The sequence below is a fragment of the Burkholderia sp. Ax-1720 genome (assembly GCF_011753035.1).
GTDB classification, from domain to species: Bacteria; Pseudomonadota; Gammaproteobacteria; order Burkholderiales; family Burkholderiaceae; genus Burkholderia; species Burkholderia gladioli.
The window spans coordinates 1-14,302 of sequence record NZ_VWWK01000054.1 but is presented as its reverse complement, the minus strand read 5'-3'; the positions used below and the strand labels follow the sequence as shown (position 1 = coordinate 14,302).

Below are 14,302 nucleotides of genomic sequence, written 5' to 3'. Positions count from 1 at the left end.
ATCAGAGGGTGGGGCTCGTGGTGTCTTGCGTCAGTTGGGTATGCAGCCAGGTGGCCACTTCGTCTTCCGTGAACAGCGACTGGTTCAGCGCGCGGTGATAGTCGCCGATGCAGCGCCGCAGCTCGTCGTGCGCGCCCGCGCTGCGCCGTCGCCATTCGGTCTCGAGCAGCGGATACAGCCGGTCGGCGAGCGCCTCGCTCGGCTCCAGGCCGTGCGCGTCGAGCAGGCGCGTCTCGCGCAGGAAGCGCAGCAGGCCGTCGCGCCCGCTGCGCACGCCGAACATGCGCACCAGGCTCGAACCGATCTCGCGCGGATCGAGGATGTCGAAGATGGTCGGCGCGCGGTTCAGCAGCTCGGTGCGGATCCCGCTCTGGATGCCGTGCGTGATCACGCCGGTGACGGCCTGCGCGGGGTTCTCCAACAAGCCGTACAGGCGCTCGCCGAGCCGGCTCAGCGCATACAGGCCGTGGTAGTCGAAGTCGCGCAGCTCGACGCCGTACAGCTTGCGCAGCGCCATCGCGACCTCGGCGAGCGCCGGGTGGCCGGCGCGGTTGGCGAAGCCGCCGACCGACACGTCGACCCCCTGCAGGCCCAGCGAGAGGCCCACCACCGCATTGCTGGTGGCCATCCCGAAGTCGTCGTGGAAGTGCCCGTAGAAGCGCAGCGTCGGATGGCGCGTCACCAGTTCGCCGACGGTCTGCTCGAGCTGGTGGGGCAGGCAGGTGCCGGCCGTGTCGACCAGGCGCACCTGGGCGATGCCGTGGCGCGCCACCAGGTCGACCGCGTCGCGCAGGTGGCCGTGGTCGGCGCGGAACGCGTCGAGCAGGCCCACCATCACGCCGCCGCCGCGGTAGCGCTTGAGGGTCGGCAGGAAGGCGTCGAACCATTCGAGGTTCGCCGCGCGACGGCCGCCCACGCTGTCCGCGTCCCAGCGAGCCGGATCGAAATCGACCTGCTTGTCCTTGCGCAGGATCACCGGAAACAGATGCTGGATCTGCTGGTCCGAGACGGAGTGGATCGCGATCAGCCAGACCGAGCCGAGCGGCGTGCCCTGGCGCGCCAGTTCGTCGAGGGCGGCGAACGACTGCTCCATGGTGATGCCCACGTGCGAGATCACCATGAAGCGGACCTCGGCGGGAATCCGGCCGGCCTGCTGCCGCCGCACCAGCTCGGCGAGCAGCTCGATGTTGTGCGGCACGTCCGGGAACATGCCGACCACGATCGAGCGCACGCCGCACGCGGCGATCGCCTCGGCCAGGTCGCATTTCGCCTCGAGCGTGGGCGGCACGGTCGCGCGTTCCGCGCCCTCGCGCAGCGATTCGTCCATCAGGTCGATGTCGGGGCGAAAGCGGTAGCGGCGATCGGGCAGGACCTGCGCGGCGATGCCGGGCGAGGCGCTCATGCCGGCACCTCGTCGCTCGCGTGGCGCAATGCCTCGACCGGGTAGCCGTTGGCGCGCATCCAGTCGTCGTCGAGGAACTTGCTCAGGTACATGTTGCCGGAATCGGGCAGGATCACGACGATGTTGCGGCCCGGGAAACGCGCGCTGATCCGGCTCGCGACCGACATCGCGCTGCCGCTCGAACCGCCGCACAGAATGCCTTCCTCGCGCACCAGCCGGCGCGCCATCAGGAAGGATTCCCGATCGTCGACCTGGACGATGTCGTCGATCACGTCGAAATCGACCGCCTTGACCAGGTAGTCCTCGCCGATGCCCTCCACCTGGTAGGTGTGCGGCGTGCTCATGCGGCGGTGATGGAAATAGTCGTGGAAGATGCTGCCGATCGGATCGACGCCGATCACCTGCACCTCGGGCTTGCGCTCCTTCAGGTAGCGCCCGATGCCGCTGATCGTGCCGCCGGTGCCGATGCCGGCCACCAGCACGTCGATCTCGCCCTCGGTCTGCTCCCAGATCTCGGGGCCGGTGCTGGCATAGTGCGCCTCGGCGTTCAGCGGGTTGTTGTATTGGTCCGGGTAGATCGCATCGGGGGTCGTGTCGGCCAACTGCCGCGCGACGCTGTAATAGCTGCGCGGATCCTCGGCGGCGACGGCGGTGGGCGCGACCACCACCTCGGTGCCGTAGGCGCGCATGCGCGAGATCTTCTCGCGGCTCATCTTGTCCGGAATCGTCACGATGCAGCGCAGGCCGTGGGCCGCGGCCGCCATGCTGAGCGCCGCGCCGGTATTGCCGGAGGAATTCTCCACCAGCACCGAGCGAGCGCTCAGTTCGCCGCTGGCCTCCATATGGCGGATCAGGTGCCGCACCAGGCGGTCCTTGATGCTGCCGCCGGGGTTCATGAACTCCAGCTTGGCGAACAGCCGGGCGGTCTGCCCGGCCTCGACGACTCGCCTGACTCTGACCAGCGGAGTATGGCCGACGGCGTCGAGCACGGAATCAAATGCTTTCATGAAATCACCACTCCATTCATAGAATCGCGATTTGACATGGGTGTACCGACGCCGGAATTGCATGGCGCCCATACTCCACGTCAGGAAATGAAGTTCGACTGGGTAGATGGGGACTGCTTGGTTTTATTGATTATTGCCAACCACGAAGAATGGATGCCGGGCGCGAATGCCTCGAGTCATTCGCCATGCATCGCTTATCTCTTCGCGTCATAAATTAACCAGAATTTAATATAAACATAACTGTCGCAATTGACAGGCGCTCGATTGGTTCAAGATGGCGCGAAGTATTGCCGAATGAATGCGAATTCGCATCAATCGAAAGCAATGTAATGGTGATGATGAAACAATGAGTCGATTTGCGTCGAGGCGTGTCGCCGCCAAAGGGTAAACCAGTGGCCAGGCGGGCGGCGGCGCATGACCCTGCCGGCCTCGCCGGTGCGCCATGCATTACGTCGGAAAAGCGAACCGTTTCGGGAAGAGGTGAAAGGCAGGAGAAAGCGGGATTCGACGGTTCATAGGCCGCATTCGAATCCCGATTCGTCGATTTAAACAATGCGTTAATCGAGAGTCGACGAGCGTCGATATTTATCGGCGGCGCGGAATTTCAAGGCCCGGGACAATTTCGCGTGAAGCGCCTAGCGCAGATATTCGTATTGCCGGTTCGCATGATCGAAACGCCGTTCGATGCAGCCGAGGCGCACCACGGTCACGCCGGGGCGCAACTGGCGCAGCGAGGGCATCACCAGCATGCAGTCGTCGTAAGGCGTGCGAACCGCTTCGCCATTCGACCAGCCAATCGTGGTGCCGGCCGTCTCGAAGCGCTCCAGCCCCGTGTAGGGCCCGGCGAAACGGAAATCCATGCTGCTCGCCACCACCGGCTCGGTCACCCGAACCACCGTCATCATTGCCGGCAAAGGCCGCAGCCAGCCGGCCGGCAAATCGGCCGGCTCGATCACGCCGGCGCCGAGCAGGAAACGGGCGGTGCTGTCCCGCGCGACTTCGACGGCGCTCGCCTCCCAGTGCTGGCCGCATTCGATCAGCAACGCGTTGCGCGCGCTGGCGGGATCGCCGAACCCCGCGTAGTCGCGCAGGCGACGGCCTTCGGGATGGCCTTCGTCGCCAATCACCGTGGCCGGCGCGCCGAGCTGGACGGCCAGTTCGATGCCCTTGTCGAGCGGTCCGGCCACGATCAGCGGCGCGCTTTTCTCGTGCATCGAATGCAGGTCCAGCAGCAGGTCGACCGTGTCGATCACGGGGCGCATCGCGCGGGCCCGATCGAGCTCGGACGAGCGGCGCGCGACGTCGTCGAGCAGGGCCGCCGTCCAGACGCGATTGAAGTCCTGGTCGACGAAGCGCGCGCGGTCGGGCTGCGCGGGATCGAAGCGCGCGTAGGCCGCGACGTTGGCGAAGGCCAGCGTCAGGCGTCCGCGGCGCGGGCGCAGGCCGGCGCGCAGCAGCGCGTCCACCACGATCGCGCCGCAGACCTCGTTGCCATGCGTGAGCGCGTTCACCATCACGTGCGGCCCCGGCACGCCGGAATCGAAGCTGTGGACATGGGCGATGCCGGTGTTGCCCTCGGCATGCGCGCCGATGTCGGGGAACTCGACTTCGATCGGATAGGCAGCCTGGCTCATGCGGGCACTCCGTGGCACAGGTGATGGATCGGCAAGCGGATTGCGGGCCTCGAGCCGGGCATGTTCGACAGGCGCGTCATCAGGCTTCCTCGACGGCGGACGTCAACGGCAGCCAGGCGACCTGGATGCCGTTCACATGGAAGGCCAGCCCCAGTTGACCGTGGATCTGCAGCAGGCTGCTGCCGGCCTGGACGGCGACGGGCGGGGCGGCTCGCGACGCTACGCGGGCGCCACCCGCGGCCAGGCTTTGCGGGCGGGCGGCCCGCAGCGCGGCGACCAGGCCGGCCGGATCGCGCTGGCCGACCGCAAGACGGCACAGGGCGAGCCAGTCGGCACGCTCGTCATCCTGCGGGACGGATTCGCCGGGCGCCACGGGGCGCTCGCGCAGGCGGCCCAGCAGGCGGCGCAGGTGCTGGCGCGAGGCCGCCTCGCTGCGTCCCGTCAGTGGCCCCAGTTCCGCGTGATCGAAACCGAATACCTCGTGCAGCAGCACCACGGCGCCGTCCACGGCGGGCAGCGCATGCGCGAGATGCTGCAAGGCGGCTTCCAGGCGCCGGGCCTGCTCGACCAGTTGCTCGGGATGCGCCGCGTCGAGCCCGGGGCTGCCGGTCTCGGCCTCGCGCGCCAGGATGCCCCGGTAGCGTTCGCGGCGGCGCAGCACGTCGATGCACAGATGGCGCAGCACGGTGACGAGCCAGGCCTCGTGGCCGGCCGCGGTGGGCGGCAGCTCGCCCGTGGCGGTTCGCAGGTAGGTGTCCTGGACCAGGTCCTCGGCTTCGCTGCCGTCGGCCAGCCAGCGGCGCGCCAGGGCCAGCAAGCGCCGGCGCAGGGCGCGGTCCTCGGCCAGGGGATGGGAGGCGTGGGGGGATGTCACGTTCATGGCGGCTCGTTCGTATACCGCGTTGAAACTAACACGACCAGGAGTTTTCAACCATGCTTGCCAACGACAAGGAACAGGACGGCGCGGCCCAGCCCGCGCCGGGACAGCCCGGCGCCTTCCTGGAGGAGAAGGCCTTTCGCGCGCGCACCGTGCTGGTGTTCGGCACCATCACCGACGCGCTCGCCTCGGAAACCGTGCGCCGCCTGCTGGCGCTCGATGCCGAATCCGCCGCGCCGATCGACATGATCGTGTCCTCGCCGGGCGGTCATCTCGAGTCGGGCGACGCGATCCACGACGTGGTCCGCTTCATCGACGCGCCGGTCAACATGATCGGCACCGGCTGGGTGGGCAGCGCCGCCACCCACCTGTATTTGGGCGCCGCGCGCGAGCGGCGCTTCTGCCTGCCGCAGACGCGCTTCCTGATCCACCAGCCGAGCGGCGGCGCCAGCGGACAGGCCAGCGATATCGCGATCCAGGCGCAGGAGATCGTCAAGGCGCGCGAGCGCATTGCCGCGGTGATCGCCCGCGAATGCGGGCAGCCGCTGGCGCGCGTGCTGGAGGATATCGAGCGCGATCGGTGGATGCCGGCGCAGGAGGCGCTGCGATATGGGCTGGTGGCGCGCGTGGTGGAGCGGCGGGGCGAACTGGCGGATCGAGTCGGAAACGTCCGATAGATCGAGCCGGCAGATCGATGGAAGATCGGACGCAAGGGGATCGTCCATCGACCCGCCCGTGGATCACGCCGGCCCACGCAGCAAGGGGCCGGTCGGCCGGCCATGATGGATTCGATATCTCACACCGACCATGCCGCGCGGCCGAACCGCTTGCCGAGGACATGGCCCGGAAATCGACGCTCCCGCAATACCCAATCGAAGATTGGAATCGGCATGGCAAGTCACGCTTGCCATGCTTTCTTGCCATCGAATCGGGATTTCACGCGGAGACAGTCTCATGTGCCGGACCCTGCAAGCCCTGAACACCATCAAGCACGCCAGCCGCGCGCTGGGCGGCCTCGCCCTGCTGACATCGATGTCCGTCCATGCTCAATCGAGCATCACGCTATACGGCACCATCGACATATCGCTGAGCCATGTCGGCCATGCCAGGGGCAAGGACAATCTCTGGCTGCTCGGCAACAGCAGCATGGGCAACCTGACCGGCAGCAGTTGGGGCTTGAAGGGCAGCGAGGACCTGGGCGGCGGGCTGAAGGCGATCTTCCAGCTCGAAAACGGCTTCGATCCCGGCAACGGCCAGCTTGCCGGCGGCCGCTTGTTCGGCAACCAGGCCTTCGTCGGCCTCGCCAGCGAGCGATATGGCACGCTCACGCTCGGCCGCCAGTACGATCCGCTGGTCGATCTCGTGCAGGGCATCACCGCCGGCAATGATTTCGGCAGCGCATTCGCGACGGCGGGCGATGTCGACAATTACGACAACAGCTTTCGCGTGAACAACGCAGTGAAATATGCTTCGCCGGCCTTGTCCGGCTTGCGCTTCGAGGCGATGTACGCGTTCGGCGGCGTCGCGGGCCGGGTGGGCGCCGGGCAATCGTATTCGGCGGGCCTGGCCTACGAACTGGGCCCGTTCAGCCTGGCCGGCGGCTATTTCCAGGCCGCCAACACGCCGGCGAAGGCGCGTTGGCGCGAGGACTGGGCCGGCACCTCGGACGGCACCTTCGACGGCCCGGTCAACACCGCGTATGCCAGCGCGCGCTCGATCGGCATCACGCGCGTGGCGGCCCGATACGTGCTGGGCGCATTCACCTTCGGAGCGGGTTATAGCCACGCGCGCTACGGCCGGGACGGCAGTTCGTCATTCCGGGCCGACGAGCGATTCGACACCGGCCAGGGTTTCCTGACTTACCAGGCAAACGAGGCCTGGCTGATCGGCGCGGGTTACAGCTATACGAAATCGGGCGGAGACAGTTCGGCGAGCTATCGACAGTTGTCGCTCGGCTCGGACTACATGCTCTCGAAGCGCACCGACCTGTATGTCACGGCGGCCTATCAGCATGCACGCGGCCGAACCGGCGGCGACGCCGGGAGCAAGCCGAAGGCGCAGGCCTCGATCGGCTCGTATGGTTATGCGGGCACGAGCGTGCAGACCCTGCTCAACCTCGGCGTGCGCCACCGCTTCTGAGACGGCGCGGCGGGATGCCGGGCTGGCCGGCATCCCGAACCTAAGGCGCTCAGTAGTACAGATACACATTCCCCGGGCTGGTCGCCACGTTGTAGTTGCATTGCGGCGAGATCGACGAACCGGCACGGCCGGCCTGCCACGGCGGCGACAGCACGTTGCCATTGGTATCCCACACGGTCACGCCGTAGAACTGCGTCATCGCCTGTGGCGGCAACTGGTTGCAGTTGCTGATGCCATACACCTCGAGCACGCCGCCGAACACCCATTGCAGGTTGCCTTGCGGCGAGGTGTTGAGCGTGACGCTGCGGCCGCTGGTGGTGTCCTGCGTGACGATCGCCCAGGAGCCGCAGTTGTAGACGCCCACGCCGCACAGCGAATAGGTATCGCCGACGATCTCGTCGCCGGGCGCGACGTTCACGGGATCGGTGTGGGTGGTGGTGCCCGCCGTGCAGCAGTTCCAGCTCGCGATGGTCCAGGTATGGTCGTTGAAACCGTTCCAGCCCAGCACCGGTTGCAGGATCGATTGCACGGTCGGCAGTTGTTCCAGGCCGGGGAAGAAGAACACCGTCTGGTTCTGCGCATCGCCCGGCACCGAAGGTACCTTCCAGGTGGCACGCAGGCGGCCCACGTTGCTGCCGTTGTTGTAGTTGGCGCTTTCGATCCAGCCGGTATAGGTCGGCTCCACCGTGCCGGATGCGGATTGCGCCTGCACCGGGCCGTTGGCCGTGGCCGCGATGCTATGCCCGGCGCGGTCGAAGTGCGGGCGATCGCACTTGGCCGCCGAGCGCACCGCGCCGTTCTTCTGCAGGATGCTGCCGTCGGTGCGCAGGGTTTCGTTCTGGTGGATGACCTGCACGCAAGCGGGTGAGAAATACCCGTTGGGCGTCACCACGTAGTCGAGCGGCACGTTGGCCGGGCGCGCGGCCCGGTCCAGCGAGGCAACCGTGGTCAACTGGCGCGGCGCGGCGGCGGCCTCGTCGGCATGCGCTGCCGGCGCGAAGGCCGTCAGCAGCAGGCAGGCGGACAGCAAACGCCAGAGTGGATAGGGCAGGACGCGGGACCGGCTGGGATTCTTGTTCATGGAACATCCTCTCGGAATGAATGGGTTTTAGTTGCCGTTACGAAACGTCTTTTTAATAAGTCACCCGAAGCGCCATTGGATGGTAATGGCTCGCGCCACGCTTTGGAATCTGGAGATAATTTTATTATTGGATATTCAATAATTGGATCGATAAATGAATCACAAAATCAGATTATTGATCGAGTTGTTTTTGATATGGGGCGGCGGCGCGATCCAGGCCATTCCGGCATGACCAGGCGGCCTGGATGCAGGTGATTTTATTTCGATTTTATGATCGATCTCGCGCATTGCACGCGAGAATCTCGCTTGCCGCCGGCCAGCGAGGAATGGCACTAAACGAAGTCGTTAATATTTGCGAATCCGCGTCAGCCGGTTTTCAGAATTTCCCGGCCACGCGCTTGCCGGCCCGGGATGGGGCGGCGCGGCGGCGCGCCGTGGCCGGCATCGACGCGGCATCCAGTGCCGGTTTTTGCAAGGCGGCCAGCGCCTCCTCCAGCACCACCAGCCAGTTTTCCTCGTAACGGATGCCGACCTGCAGCACCAGCAGTTGCAAGGCCGTGCCGCGATCCCGCGGCTCGTCGGGGAAGTCCTTCTTCTCGATCTCGCGATACAGCGCGAGCTTCTCGCGGTGCCGCTCCATGCGGCGCGCGATCTCCTTTTCCAGCCCGGTGGGCCCGACCGCCGCCTCGGCACGCAGGCGCACCATGAATTCGTCGCGCAGCGCGGGCGGCTCCTCCTCCTCGGTGATCCAGCGCCGCAACTCGCCGCGCCCCGCCGCCAGGATGCGGTAGCCGCGCTTGCGGCCGCGCGTGGAGGTTTCGGGCAGCGCCTCGATGAAGCCGGCTTCCTCCAGGCGCGCCAGCTCGCGATAGATCTGCTGGTGGGTGGCATGCCAGAAATGGCCGATCGATCGATCGAAACGCGCGGCCAGCTCCGATCCGGAACAGGATCGTTCGACCAGCGCGGTGAGCAGGGCATGAGGCAGGGACATCGGATCTCGAACCGGAAAGAGGGCCGGGCGCGCCTAGTGGAAAGCATCCAGCGCCCGCGCTTGACTGTTAATGCAACTGGTTGCAGTATGCCCGAAACCCAAATGCAACTGGTTGCATAAAAACCATGATCCCCTACCCGAACCTGCTGCGCCCGCTCGACCTTGGCTTCACCACCCTGAGAAATCGCGTCCTGATGGGCTCGATGCATATCGGCCTCGAAGAGACGCCCAACGGCTTCGAGCGCATGGCCGCCTTCTACGCTGAGCGCGCGCGCGGCGAGGTGGGCCTGATCGTGACGGGCGGCATCGCGCCGAACGAACGCGGGCGGCCGATGCGCGGCGGCGCGATGCTGAGCAAGGAGGCCGAGGCGGAACCGCATCGTCGCGTGACCGATGCGGTGCATGCCGAAGGCGGCAAGATCGCGATGCAGATCCTGCATTTCGGGCGCTATTCCTATCAGCCGAACCTGGTGGCGCCCAGCGCGATCCAGGCGCCGATCAATCCCTTTGTGCCACACGAACTCAGCGACGAGGAAGTCGAGCAGACCATCGACGACTTCGTGCGCTGCGCAGCCCTGGCCCAGCATGCCGGTTACGACGGCGTGGAGATCATGGGTTCCGAGGGCTACCTCATCAACGAATTCATCGCGGCGCGCACCAATCACCGCAGCGATCGCTGGGGCGGAGACTACACGCAGCGCATCCGCTTCCCGGTCGAGATCGTGCGCCGCGTGCGCGAGCGCGTCGGCCCCCGCTTCATCCTGATCTACCGCCTGTCGATGCTCGACCTGGTGGAAGGCGGCTCGACGCTCGACGAGGTGATCCAGCTGGCCCGCGCGATCGAGCAGGCCGGCGCCACCCTCATCAACACCGGCATCGGCTGGCACGAGGCGCGGGTGCCCACCATCGCCACCAAGGTGCCGCGCGCGGCCTATGCCTGGGTGACCCAGGCGCTGATGGGGCAGGTGAGCGTGCCCTTGGTGGCCACCAACCGCATCAACACGCCCGAGATGGCGGAAAGCCTGCTGGCCGACGGCGTTTGCGACATGGTGTCGATGGCCCGCCCGTTCCTGGCCGATGCGGATTTCGTGCGCAAGGCCCGCGAAGGGCGCGGCGACGAGATCAACACCTGCATCGGCTGCAACCAGGCCTGCCTCGATCACACCTTCGCCGGCAAGGTCACCTCCTGCCTGGTCAATCCGCGCGCCTGCCACGAGACCGAGATCGTGATCGCGCCGGCCGGGCAACGCAAGCGCATCGCCGTGGTCGGCGCGGGGCCGGCGGGGTTGGCCTGCGCCGTCACCGCGGCCGAGCGCGGCCACGAGGTCACGCTGATCGAGGCGGCCGCCGAGATCGGCGGCCAGTTCAATCTCGCCAAGAAGGTGCCGGGCAAGGAGGAATTCCACGAGACGCTGCGCTACTTCCGCCGCCGCATCGAATCGACCGGCGTGACGCTGCGCCTGGGCGAGCGCGCCAGCGGCGAGGCACTGTTGCGGGAGCAGTTCGACGAGGTGGTGGTGGCCACCGGCATCGTGCCGCGCCGGCCGCCGATCGAGGGCCTGGACCATCCCAAGGCGCTCGCCTATCTCGACGTGCTGCGCGACGACAAGCCGGTGGGTCGCAAGGTGGCCATCGTCGGCGCGGGCGGGATCGGCTTCGACGTGGCCGAGTACCTGGTGCACGAAGGCGAATCGGCCAGCCTGGACGCCGCGAAGTTCTTCGCCGAATGGGGCGTGGACACCGCCTATGCCGAGCGCGGCGGCCTGCGCCTGCCGCAGCCGACCCGGGCCGCGCGCCAGGTCTACCTGTTGCAGCGCAAGGCGTCGAAGGTCGGCGACGGGCTCGGCAAGACCACCGGCTGGATCCATCGCGCGGCGCTCAAGGCGCGCGGCGTGAAGATGGTGCCGGCGGTGGAATACCGGCGCATCGACGACGAGGGCCTGCACCTGAGCATCGATGGCGAGCCGCAGGTGCTGCCGGTGGACAACGTGGTGATCTGCGCGGGGCAGGAGCCCTTGCGCGAGCTGGCCGACCAGCTCGAGGCGGCGGGCATGCGCGTGCATGTGATCGGCGGCGCGGCCGAGGCCGGCGAGCTCGACGCCAAGCGCGCGATCCACCAGGGCACCACGCTCGCCGCGAGGCTCTGAGCCCGCGCCCTGGCCCTTCACCGAACCGAACCGAATCCAGCAAGCGGAGCCGCCATGGACCACGCAAGCCTGAACCTGAACCCCGCCGTGGCGCGCTCGCTGGCGAGCTGGCACGAGATGGTGGCCCGCCGCGATCTCGACGGCCTGGACGCCATCGTCCATCCCGAAGCGCGCTTTCGCTCGCCGATGGCCTTCCATCCCTATGGCCCCGCTCCGGCCCTGCTGATGGCGTTGCGCACGGTGATCACGATCCTCGAGGACTTCAGCTACCACCGCGAGTTCGCCGGCGCCGACGGGCTCGACGTCGTGCTCGAGTTCAGCGCCACGGTGCAGGGCAGGCAGCTCAAGGGCATCGACATGATCCGCTTCGACGAACAGGGGCGGATCGTCGAGTTCGAGGTGATGATCCGCCCGCTCAACGCGCTGCAGTTGCTGGGCGCGGAAATGGGCGCCCGCCTCGGCGCCGTGCTGCCCGGCTTCAAGGCCGGCGCCTGACCCCATCCACCTTCCAGAGCAGAGAGTTTTCCGATGAGCAGCCATCATTTCCAGCTCGATATCGACCAGGGCATCGCGCATCTGCAACTGAGCCGCCCGGATCAATTCAACGTCATGGATCGCGCCTTCTTCACCGGCCTGCGCGATCACGTGCGCGCGCTGGACCAGGGCGGCGAGGTCCGCGCGCTGGTGATCAGCTCGAGCGGCAAGCATTTTTCCGCCGGCATGGATTTCCAGGAGTTCGCCAGGATGATGGGCGACTTCGATACCGGCAGCCCGCGCCGGCGGCTCGGTTTCCAGCACGCGCTGGCGGGCCTGATGAACTGTTTCGACGTGCTCGACAAGGCGCGCTTCCCGGTGATCTGCGCGGTGCAGGGCGGCTGCATCGGCGGCGGGCTCGACCTGGCCGCCGCCTGCGATATCCGCCTGTGCTCGGCCGACGCCTTCTTCTGCCTGCAGGAAACCCAGATCGGCATGACGGCGGACCTGGGCGTGCTGCAGCGCCTGGGCCGGCTGATCCCCGCGGGCGCGGCCCGGCAGATGGCCTATACCAGCGAGCGCGTGGGCGCGGAGCGCGCCTTGGCGCTGGGCCTCGTCAATGCGGTGCTGCCCGATGCCGAGGCGCTGCTGCAGCGGGCCATGGAGCTCGCGCGCGAGATCGCCGCGAAATCGCCGCTGGCGGTGGCCGGCACCAAGCTCGCGATGAACTTCGCGCGCGACCACGGCACCGACGAATCACTGCGCCAGATGGCGGTGCTGCAGAGCGCGATCTTCGATCCGGCCGACCTGCTCGCGGCGGTGCAGGCCTGGCAAACCCGGCGCGATCCCGACTTCGACGGCTTGCCGCCCTTGTTCGAGCTGGAGACGCCGCGCCCCGGCTGATGCTCTCGATTCGTCCCTGCCTCGAAGCCGGTGGCGGCCTGCGCGCTCCCTTACAAAATCATTCCTTGAGCGAGGTTCGGCGAGGGCGGGGCAGCCCCGCCGGGGAAATTCCGCGCGTGCTGTAACCGAACGCGCCTGTCGAGCGATCTGGTGAAGACAGACGCCGCGCCTGCACTCCCGCAGCGCGGCGCGACGGCCCGGCGCCCGCCGGGCGCCGGTTCACCACAGGATCCCGACATGACGCCAAGCTCCTCCTCGCCCCGCACGCTGCTACGGCTGTTCGACCCCGCCTGGCTGGCCGCGCGGCTGCAGGCCTACGCGCCGCTGCCGGTGCGCGCGATCGTCGGCTACGGCTTTCTCGCGCACGGCTACGCCAAGATCCTCAAGCAGCCCGAACATTTCGCGGCGATCCTGCACGGGATCGGCGTGCCGGCGCCGCACCTGATGGCCTGGGCGACCATCGCGATCGAGCTCGGCGGCGGTCTGGCGGTGCTGGCCGGCGCCTTCGTGCCGCTGGTGGCCTGGCCGATGCTGGCGGTGCTGCTGGTGGCGATGCTGGGCGTGCACCTGCCTTACGGCTTCACCTCGATCAAGCTGATGGACGTGGTCGACGGCGTGCCGAAATTCGGGCCGCCCGGCGTCGAGACCGATCTGCTCTATGTCGCCGGCCTGCTGACGCTGGCCTTCGGCGGCTCGGGGCCGTTCGCCCTCGATCGCCGGCTCGCGCCCTGGTACGCGCGGCTCGCCGGCGCGGCGCGGCGCGTGACGGCTTGAGCGGGCCATCCCCGTGCTTTCGCCGATGGCAAGCCCGTTCCTGAGCCTGGCAGGCGAGCCGGATCGGTCGCCCGAGGTGGCGCCGGCCCGCGCCACCTCGGGGGCGCGCGCGGCACGTCGCGGCGCGGCACCCCAGCCGGGCGACGCCGAGCAGCGGCTGACGGCGCTGCTGCTGCGCTCGATCGAGGGCGACAAGGCCGCCTATCGCGACTTCCTGGTCGAGCTGACGCGGCTGCTGCGCGCACGCCTGCGCGCCAAGCTGCGCCGCAGCGACGAGGATCTCGAGGACCTGCTGCAGGAGGTGCTGATCGCGGTCCATCACGGGCTCGCCACCTTCCGGCCCGAGGTGCCGCTGACGGCCTGGATCAGCGCGATCGTGCGCTACAAGGTGGCCGACCACCATCGCGCGCGCTATCGCTGGGACGCGCTGCACACGCCGCTCGACGACGATGGCGAGCTGTTCGTCGAGGCGGCCGACGAGGCCGTCGACGCGCGGCGCGACGTGCGGCAACTGCTGGCGACGCTGCCGAAGGGCCAGCGCGTGCCGATCGAGCACACGCGCCTGCTCGGCATGTCGGTGGCGGAAACGGCCTCGGCCACGGGGCTCTCGGAATCGGCCGTGAAGGTGGGCGTGCATCGCGGGCTGAAGGCGCTGGCCGCGCGAATCCGGGGCAAGGGGACGGAAAACGCGGAAAGCGCGGGGAACGAACGATGAACACCGAGGAACTGATCGCGAACCTGGTGGAGGCGCCGCGCGCGCCGGGACGCGCGGCCGTGGCCCGCCGGCTCGGCTGGGCCGTGGCGGCCGGCCTGGCGGCGGCGCTGCTGTTGCTGCCGCTGATCTGGGGCAATACCGGCCGCATCGAGGCGGCG

General features: G+C 67.9%; 13 protein-coding genes. 7 read left to right on the top strand and 6 right to left on the bottom strand.

The features are described 5' to 3' along the window. Position 1: 1 nt before the first annotated feature. From F3J18_RS17455 to F3J18_RS17440, 4 genes are all read right to left on the bottom strand, one after another. Entirely contained in the window at positions 2–1,402 is a 1,401-nt protein-coding gene (locus tag F3J18_RS17455) for a homocitrate synthase (protein WP_166913486.1), read from the bottom strand. Beyond that, positions 1,399–2,409, bottom strand: coding sequence for a cysteine synthase family protein (locus tag F3J18_RS17450; RefSeq protein ID WP_098180840.1), 1,011 nt, complete (start codon positions 2,407–2,409; stop codon positions 1,399–1,401). Before F3J18_RS17450 ends, F3J18_RS17455 begins: the two co-directional genes overlap by 4 nt. 635 nt (positions 2,410–3,044) lie before the next feature. Next, positions 3,045–4,043: a M14 family metallopeptidase gene (locus F3J18_RS17445; protein ID WP_166913485.1), complete on the bottom strand. Its 999-nt coding sequence runs from the start codon at positions 4,041–4,043 to the stop codon at positions 3,045–3,047. Between the two features lie 79 nt (positions 4,044–4,122). Then, positions 4,123–4,923: a sigma-70 family RNA polymerase sigma factor gene (locus tag F3J18_RS17440; RefSeq protein WP_205195462.1), complete on the bottom strand. Its 801-nt coding sequence runs from the start codon at positions 4,921–4,923 to the stop codon at positions 4,123–4,125. A 53-nt stretch (positions 4,924–4,976) separates the two neighbouring features. Between F3J18_RS17440 and F3J18_RS17435 the strand changes: the two genes are divergently transcribed. Continuing rightward, positions 4,977–5,597: an ATP-dependent Clp protease proteolytic subunit gene (locus F3J18_RS17435; RefSeq protein WP_025098366.1), complete on the top strand. Its 621-nt coding sequence runs from the start codon at positions 4,977–4,979 to the stop codon at positions 5,595–5,597. A 307-nt stretch (positions 5,598–5,904) separates the two neighbouring features. Then, positions 5,905–7,059, top strand: a complete 1,155-nt coding sequence (locus F3J18_RS17430; protein WP_166913497.1) for a porin — start codon at positions 5,905–5,907, stop codon at positions 7,057–7,059. A 49-nt stretch (positions 7,060–7,108) separates the two neighbouring features. Here F3J18_RS17430 and F3J18_RS17425 read toward each other — a convergent pair whose 3' ends face one another. Together F3J18_RS17425 and F3J18_RS17420 are read right to left on the bottom strand one after the other, a co-directional pair. Continuing rightward, a complete protein-coding gene (locus tag F3J18_RS17425; protein WP_166913484.1) occupies positions 7,109–8,140 on the bottom strand; it encodes a hypothetical protein in 1,032 nt (343 codons plus the stop codon). Positions 8,141–8,516: 376 nt separating this feature from the next. Beyond that, positions 8,517–9,131, bottom strand: coding sequence for a PadR family transcriptional regulator (locus tag F3J18_RS17420; protein ID WP_166913483.1), 615 nt, complete (start codon positions 9,129–9,131; stop codon positions 8,517–8,519). A gap of 125 nt (positions 9,132–9,256) precedes the next feature. Here F3J18_RS17420 and F3J18_RS17415 point away from each other — a divergent pair, with 125 nt between their 5' ends. The 5 genes from F3J18_RS17415 (at position 9,257) to F3J18_RS17395 (ending at position 14,144) form a co-directional block, all read left to right on the top strand. Beyond that, positions 9,257–11,278, top strand: a complete 2,022-nt coding sequence (locus F3J18_RS17415; protein ID WP_166913482.1) for an NADPH-dependent 2,4-dienoyl-CoA reductase — start codon at positions 9,257–9,259, stop codon at positions 11,276–11,278. A 54-nt stretch (positions 11,279–11,332) separates the two neighbouring features. Continuing rightward, positions 11,333–11,773, top strand: coding sequence for a nuclear transport factor 2 family protein (locus F3J18_RS17410; RefSeq protein WP_105851932.1), 441 nt, complete (start codon positions 11,333–11,335; stop codon positions 11,771–11,773). Between the two features lie 33 nt (positions 11,774–11,806). Next, positions 11,807–12,655: an enoyl-CoA hydratase-related protein gene (locus F3J18_RS17405; RefSeq protein ID WP_025098372.1), complete on the top strand. Its 849-nt coding sequence runs from the start codon at positions 11,807–11,809 to the stop codon at positions 12,653–12,655. A gap of 237 nt (positions 12,656–12,892) precedes the next feature. Continuing rightward, complete coding sequence (locus tag F3J18_RS17400; RefSeq protein ID WP_025098373.1) at positions 12,893–13,429, top strand: DoxX family protein; 537 nt, start codon at positions 12,893–12,895, stop codon at positions 13,427–13,429. Between the two features lie 25 nt (positions 13,430–13,454). Next, entirely contained in the window at positions 13,455–14,144 is a 690-nt protein-coding gene (locus tag F3J18_RS17395; protein WP_166913481.1) for a sigma-70 family RNA polymerase sigma factor, read from the top strand. Positions 14,145–14,302 lie beyond the last annotated feature (158 nt).

Bases quoted from the DNA above. Each gene is read 5' to 3' on its own strand.
- F3J18_RS17455 (WP_166913486.1), bottom strand. From the start codon at position 1,402: ATGAGCGCCTCGCCCGGCATCGCCGCGCAGGTCCTGCCCGATCGCCGC.
- F3J18_RS17450 (WP_098180840.1), bottom strand. From the start codon at position 2,409: ATGAAAGCATTTGATTCCGTGCTCGACGCCGTCGGCCATACTCCGCTG.
- F3J18_RS17445 (WP_166913485.1), bottom strand. From the start codon at position 4,043: ATGAGCCAGGCTGCCTATCCGATCGAAGTCGAGTTCCCCGACATCGGC.
- F3J18_RS17440 (WP_205195462.1), bottom strand. From the start codon at position 4,923: ATGAACGTGACATCCCCCCACGCCTCCCATCCCCTGGCCGAGGACCGC.
- F3J18_RS17435 (WP_025098366.1), top strand. From the start codon at position 4,977: ATGCTTGCCAACGACAAGGAACAGGACGGCGCGGCCCAGCCCGCGCCG.
- F3J18_RS17425 (WP_166913484.1), bottom strand. From the start codon at position 8,140: ATGAACAAGAATCCCAGCCGGTCCCGCGTCCTGCCCTATCCACTCTGG.
- F3J18_RS17420 (WP_166913483.1), bottom strand. From the start codon at position 9,131: ATGTCCCTGCCTCATGCCCTGCTCACCGCGCTGGTCGAACGATCCTGT.
- F3J18_RS17415 (WP_166913482.1), top strand. From the start codon at position 9,257: ATGATCCCCTACCCGAACCTGCTGCGCCCGCTCGACCTTGGCTTCACC.
- F3J18_RS17410 (WP_105851932.1), top strand. From the start codon at position 11,333: ATGGACCACGCAAGCCTGAACCTGAACCCCGCCGTGGCGCGCTCGCTG.
- F3J18_RS17405 (WP_025098372.1), top strand. From the start codon at position 11,807: ATGAGCAGCCATCATTTCCAGCTCGATATCGACCAGGGCATCGCGCAT.
- F3J18_RS17400 (WP_025098373.1), top strand. From the start codon at position 12,893: ATGACGCCAAGCTCCTCCTCGCCCCGCACGCTGCTACGGCTGTTCGAC.
- F3J18_RS17395 (WP_166913481.1), top strand. From the start codon at position 13,455: ATGGCAAGCCCGTTCCTGAGCCTGGCAGGCGAGCCGGATCGGTCGCCC.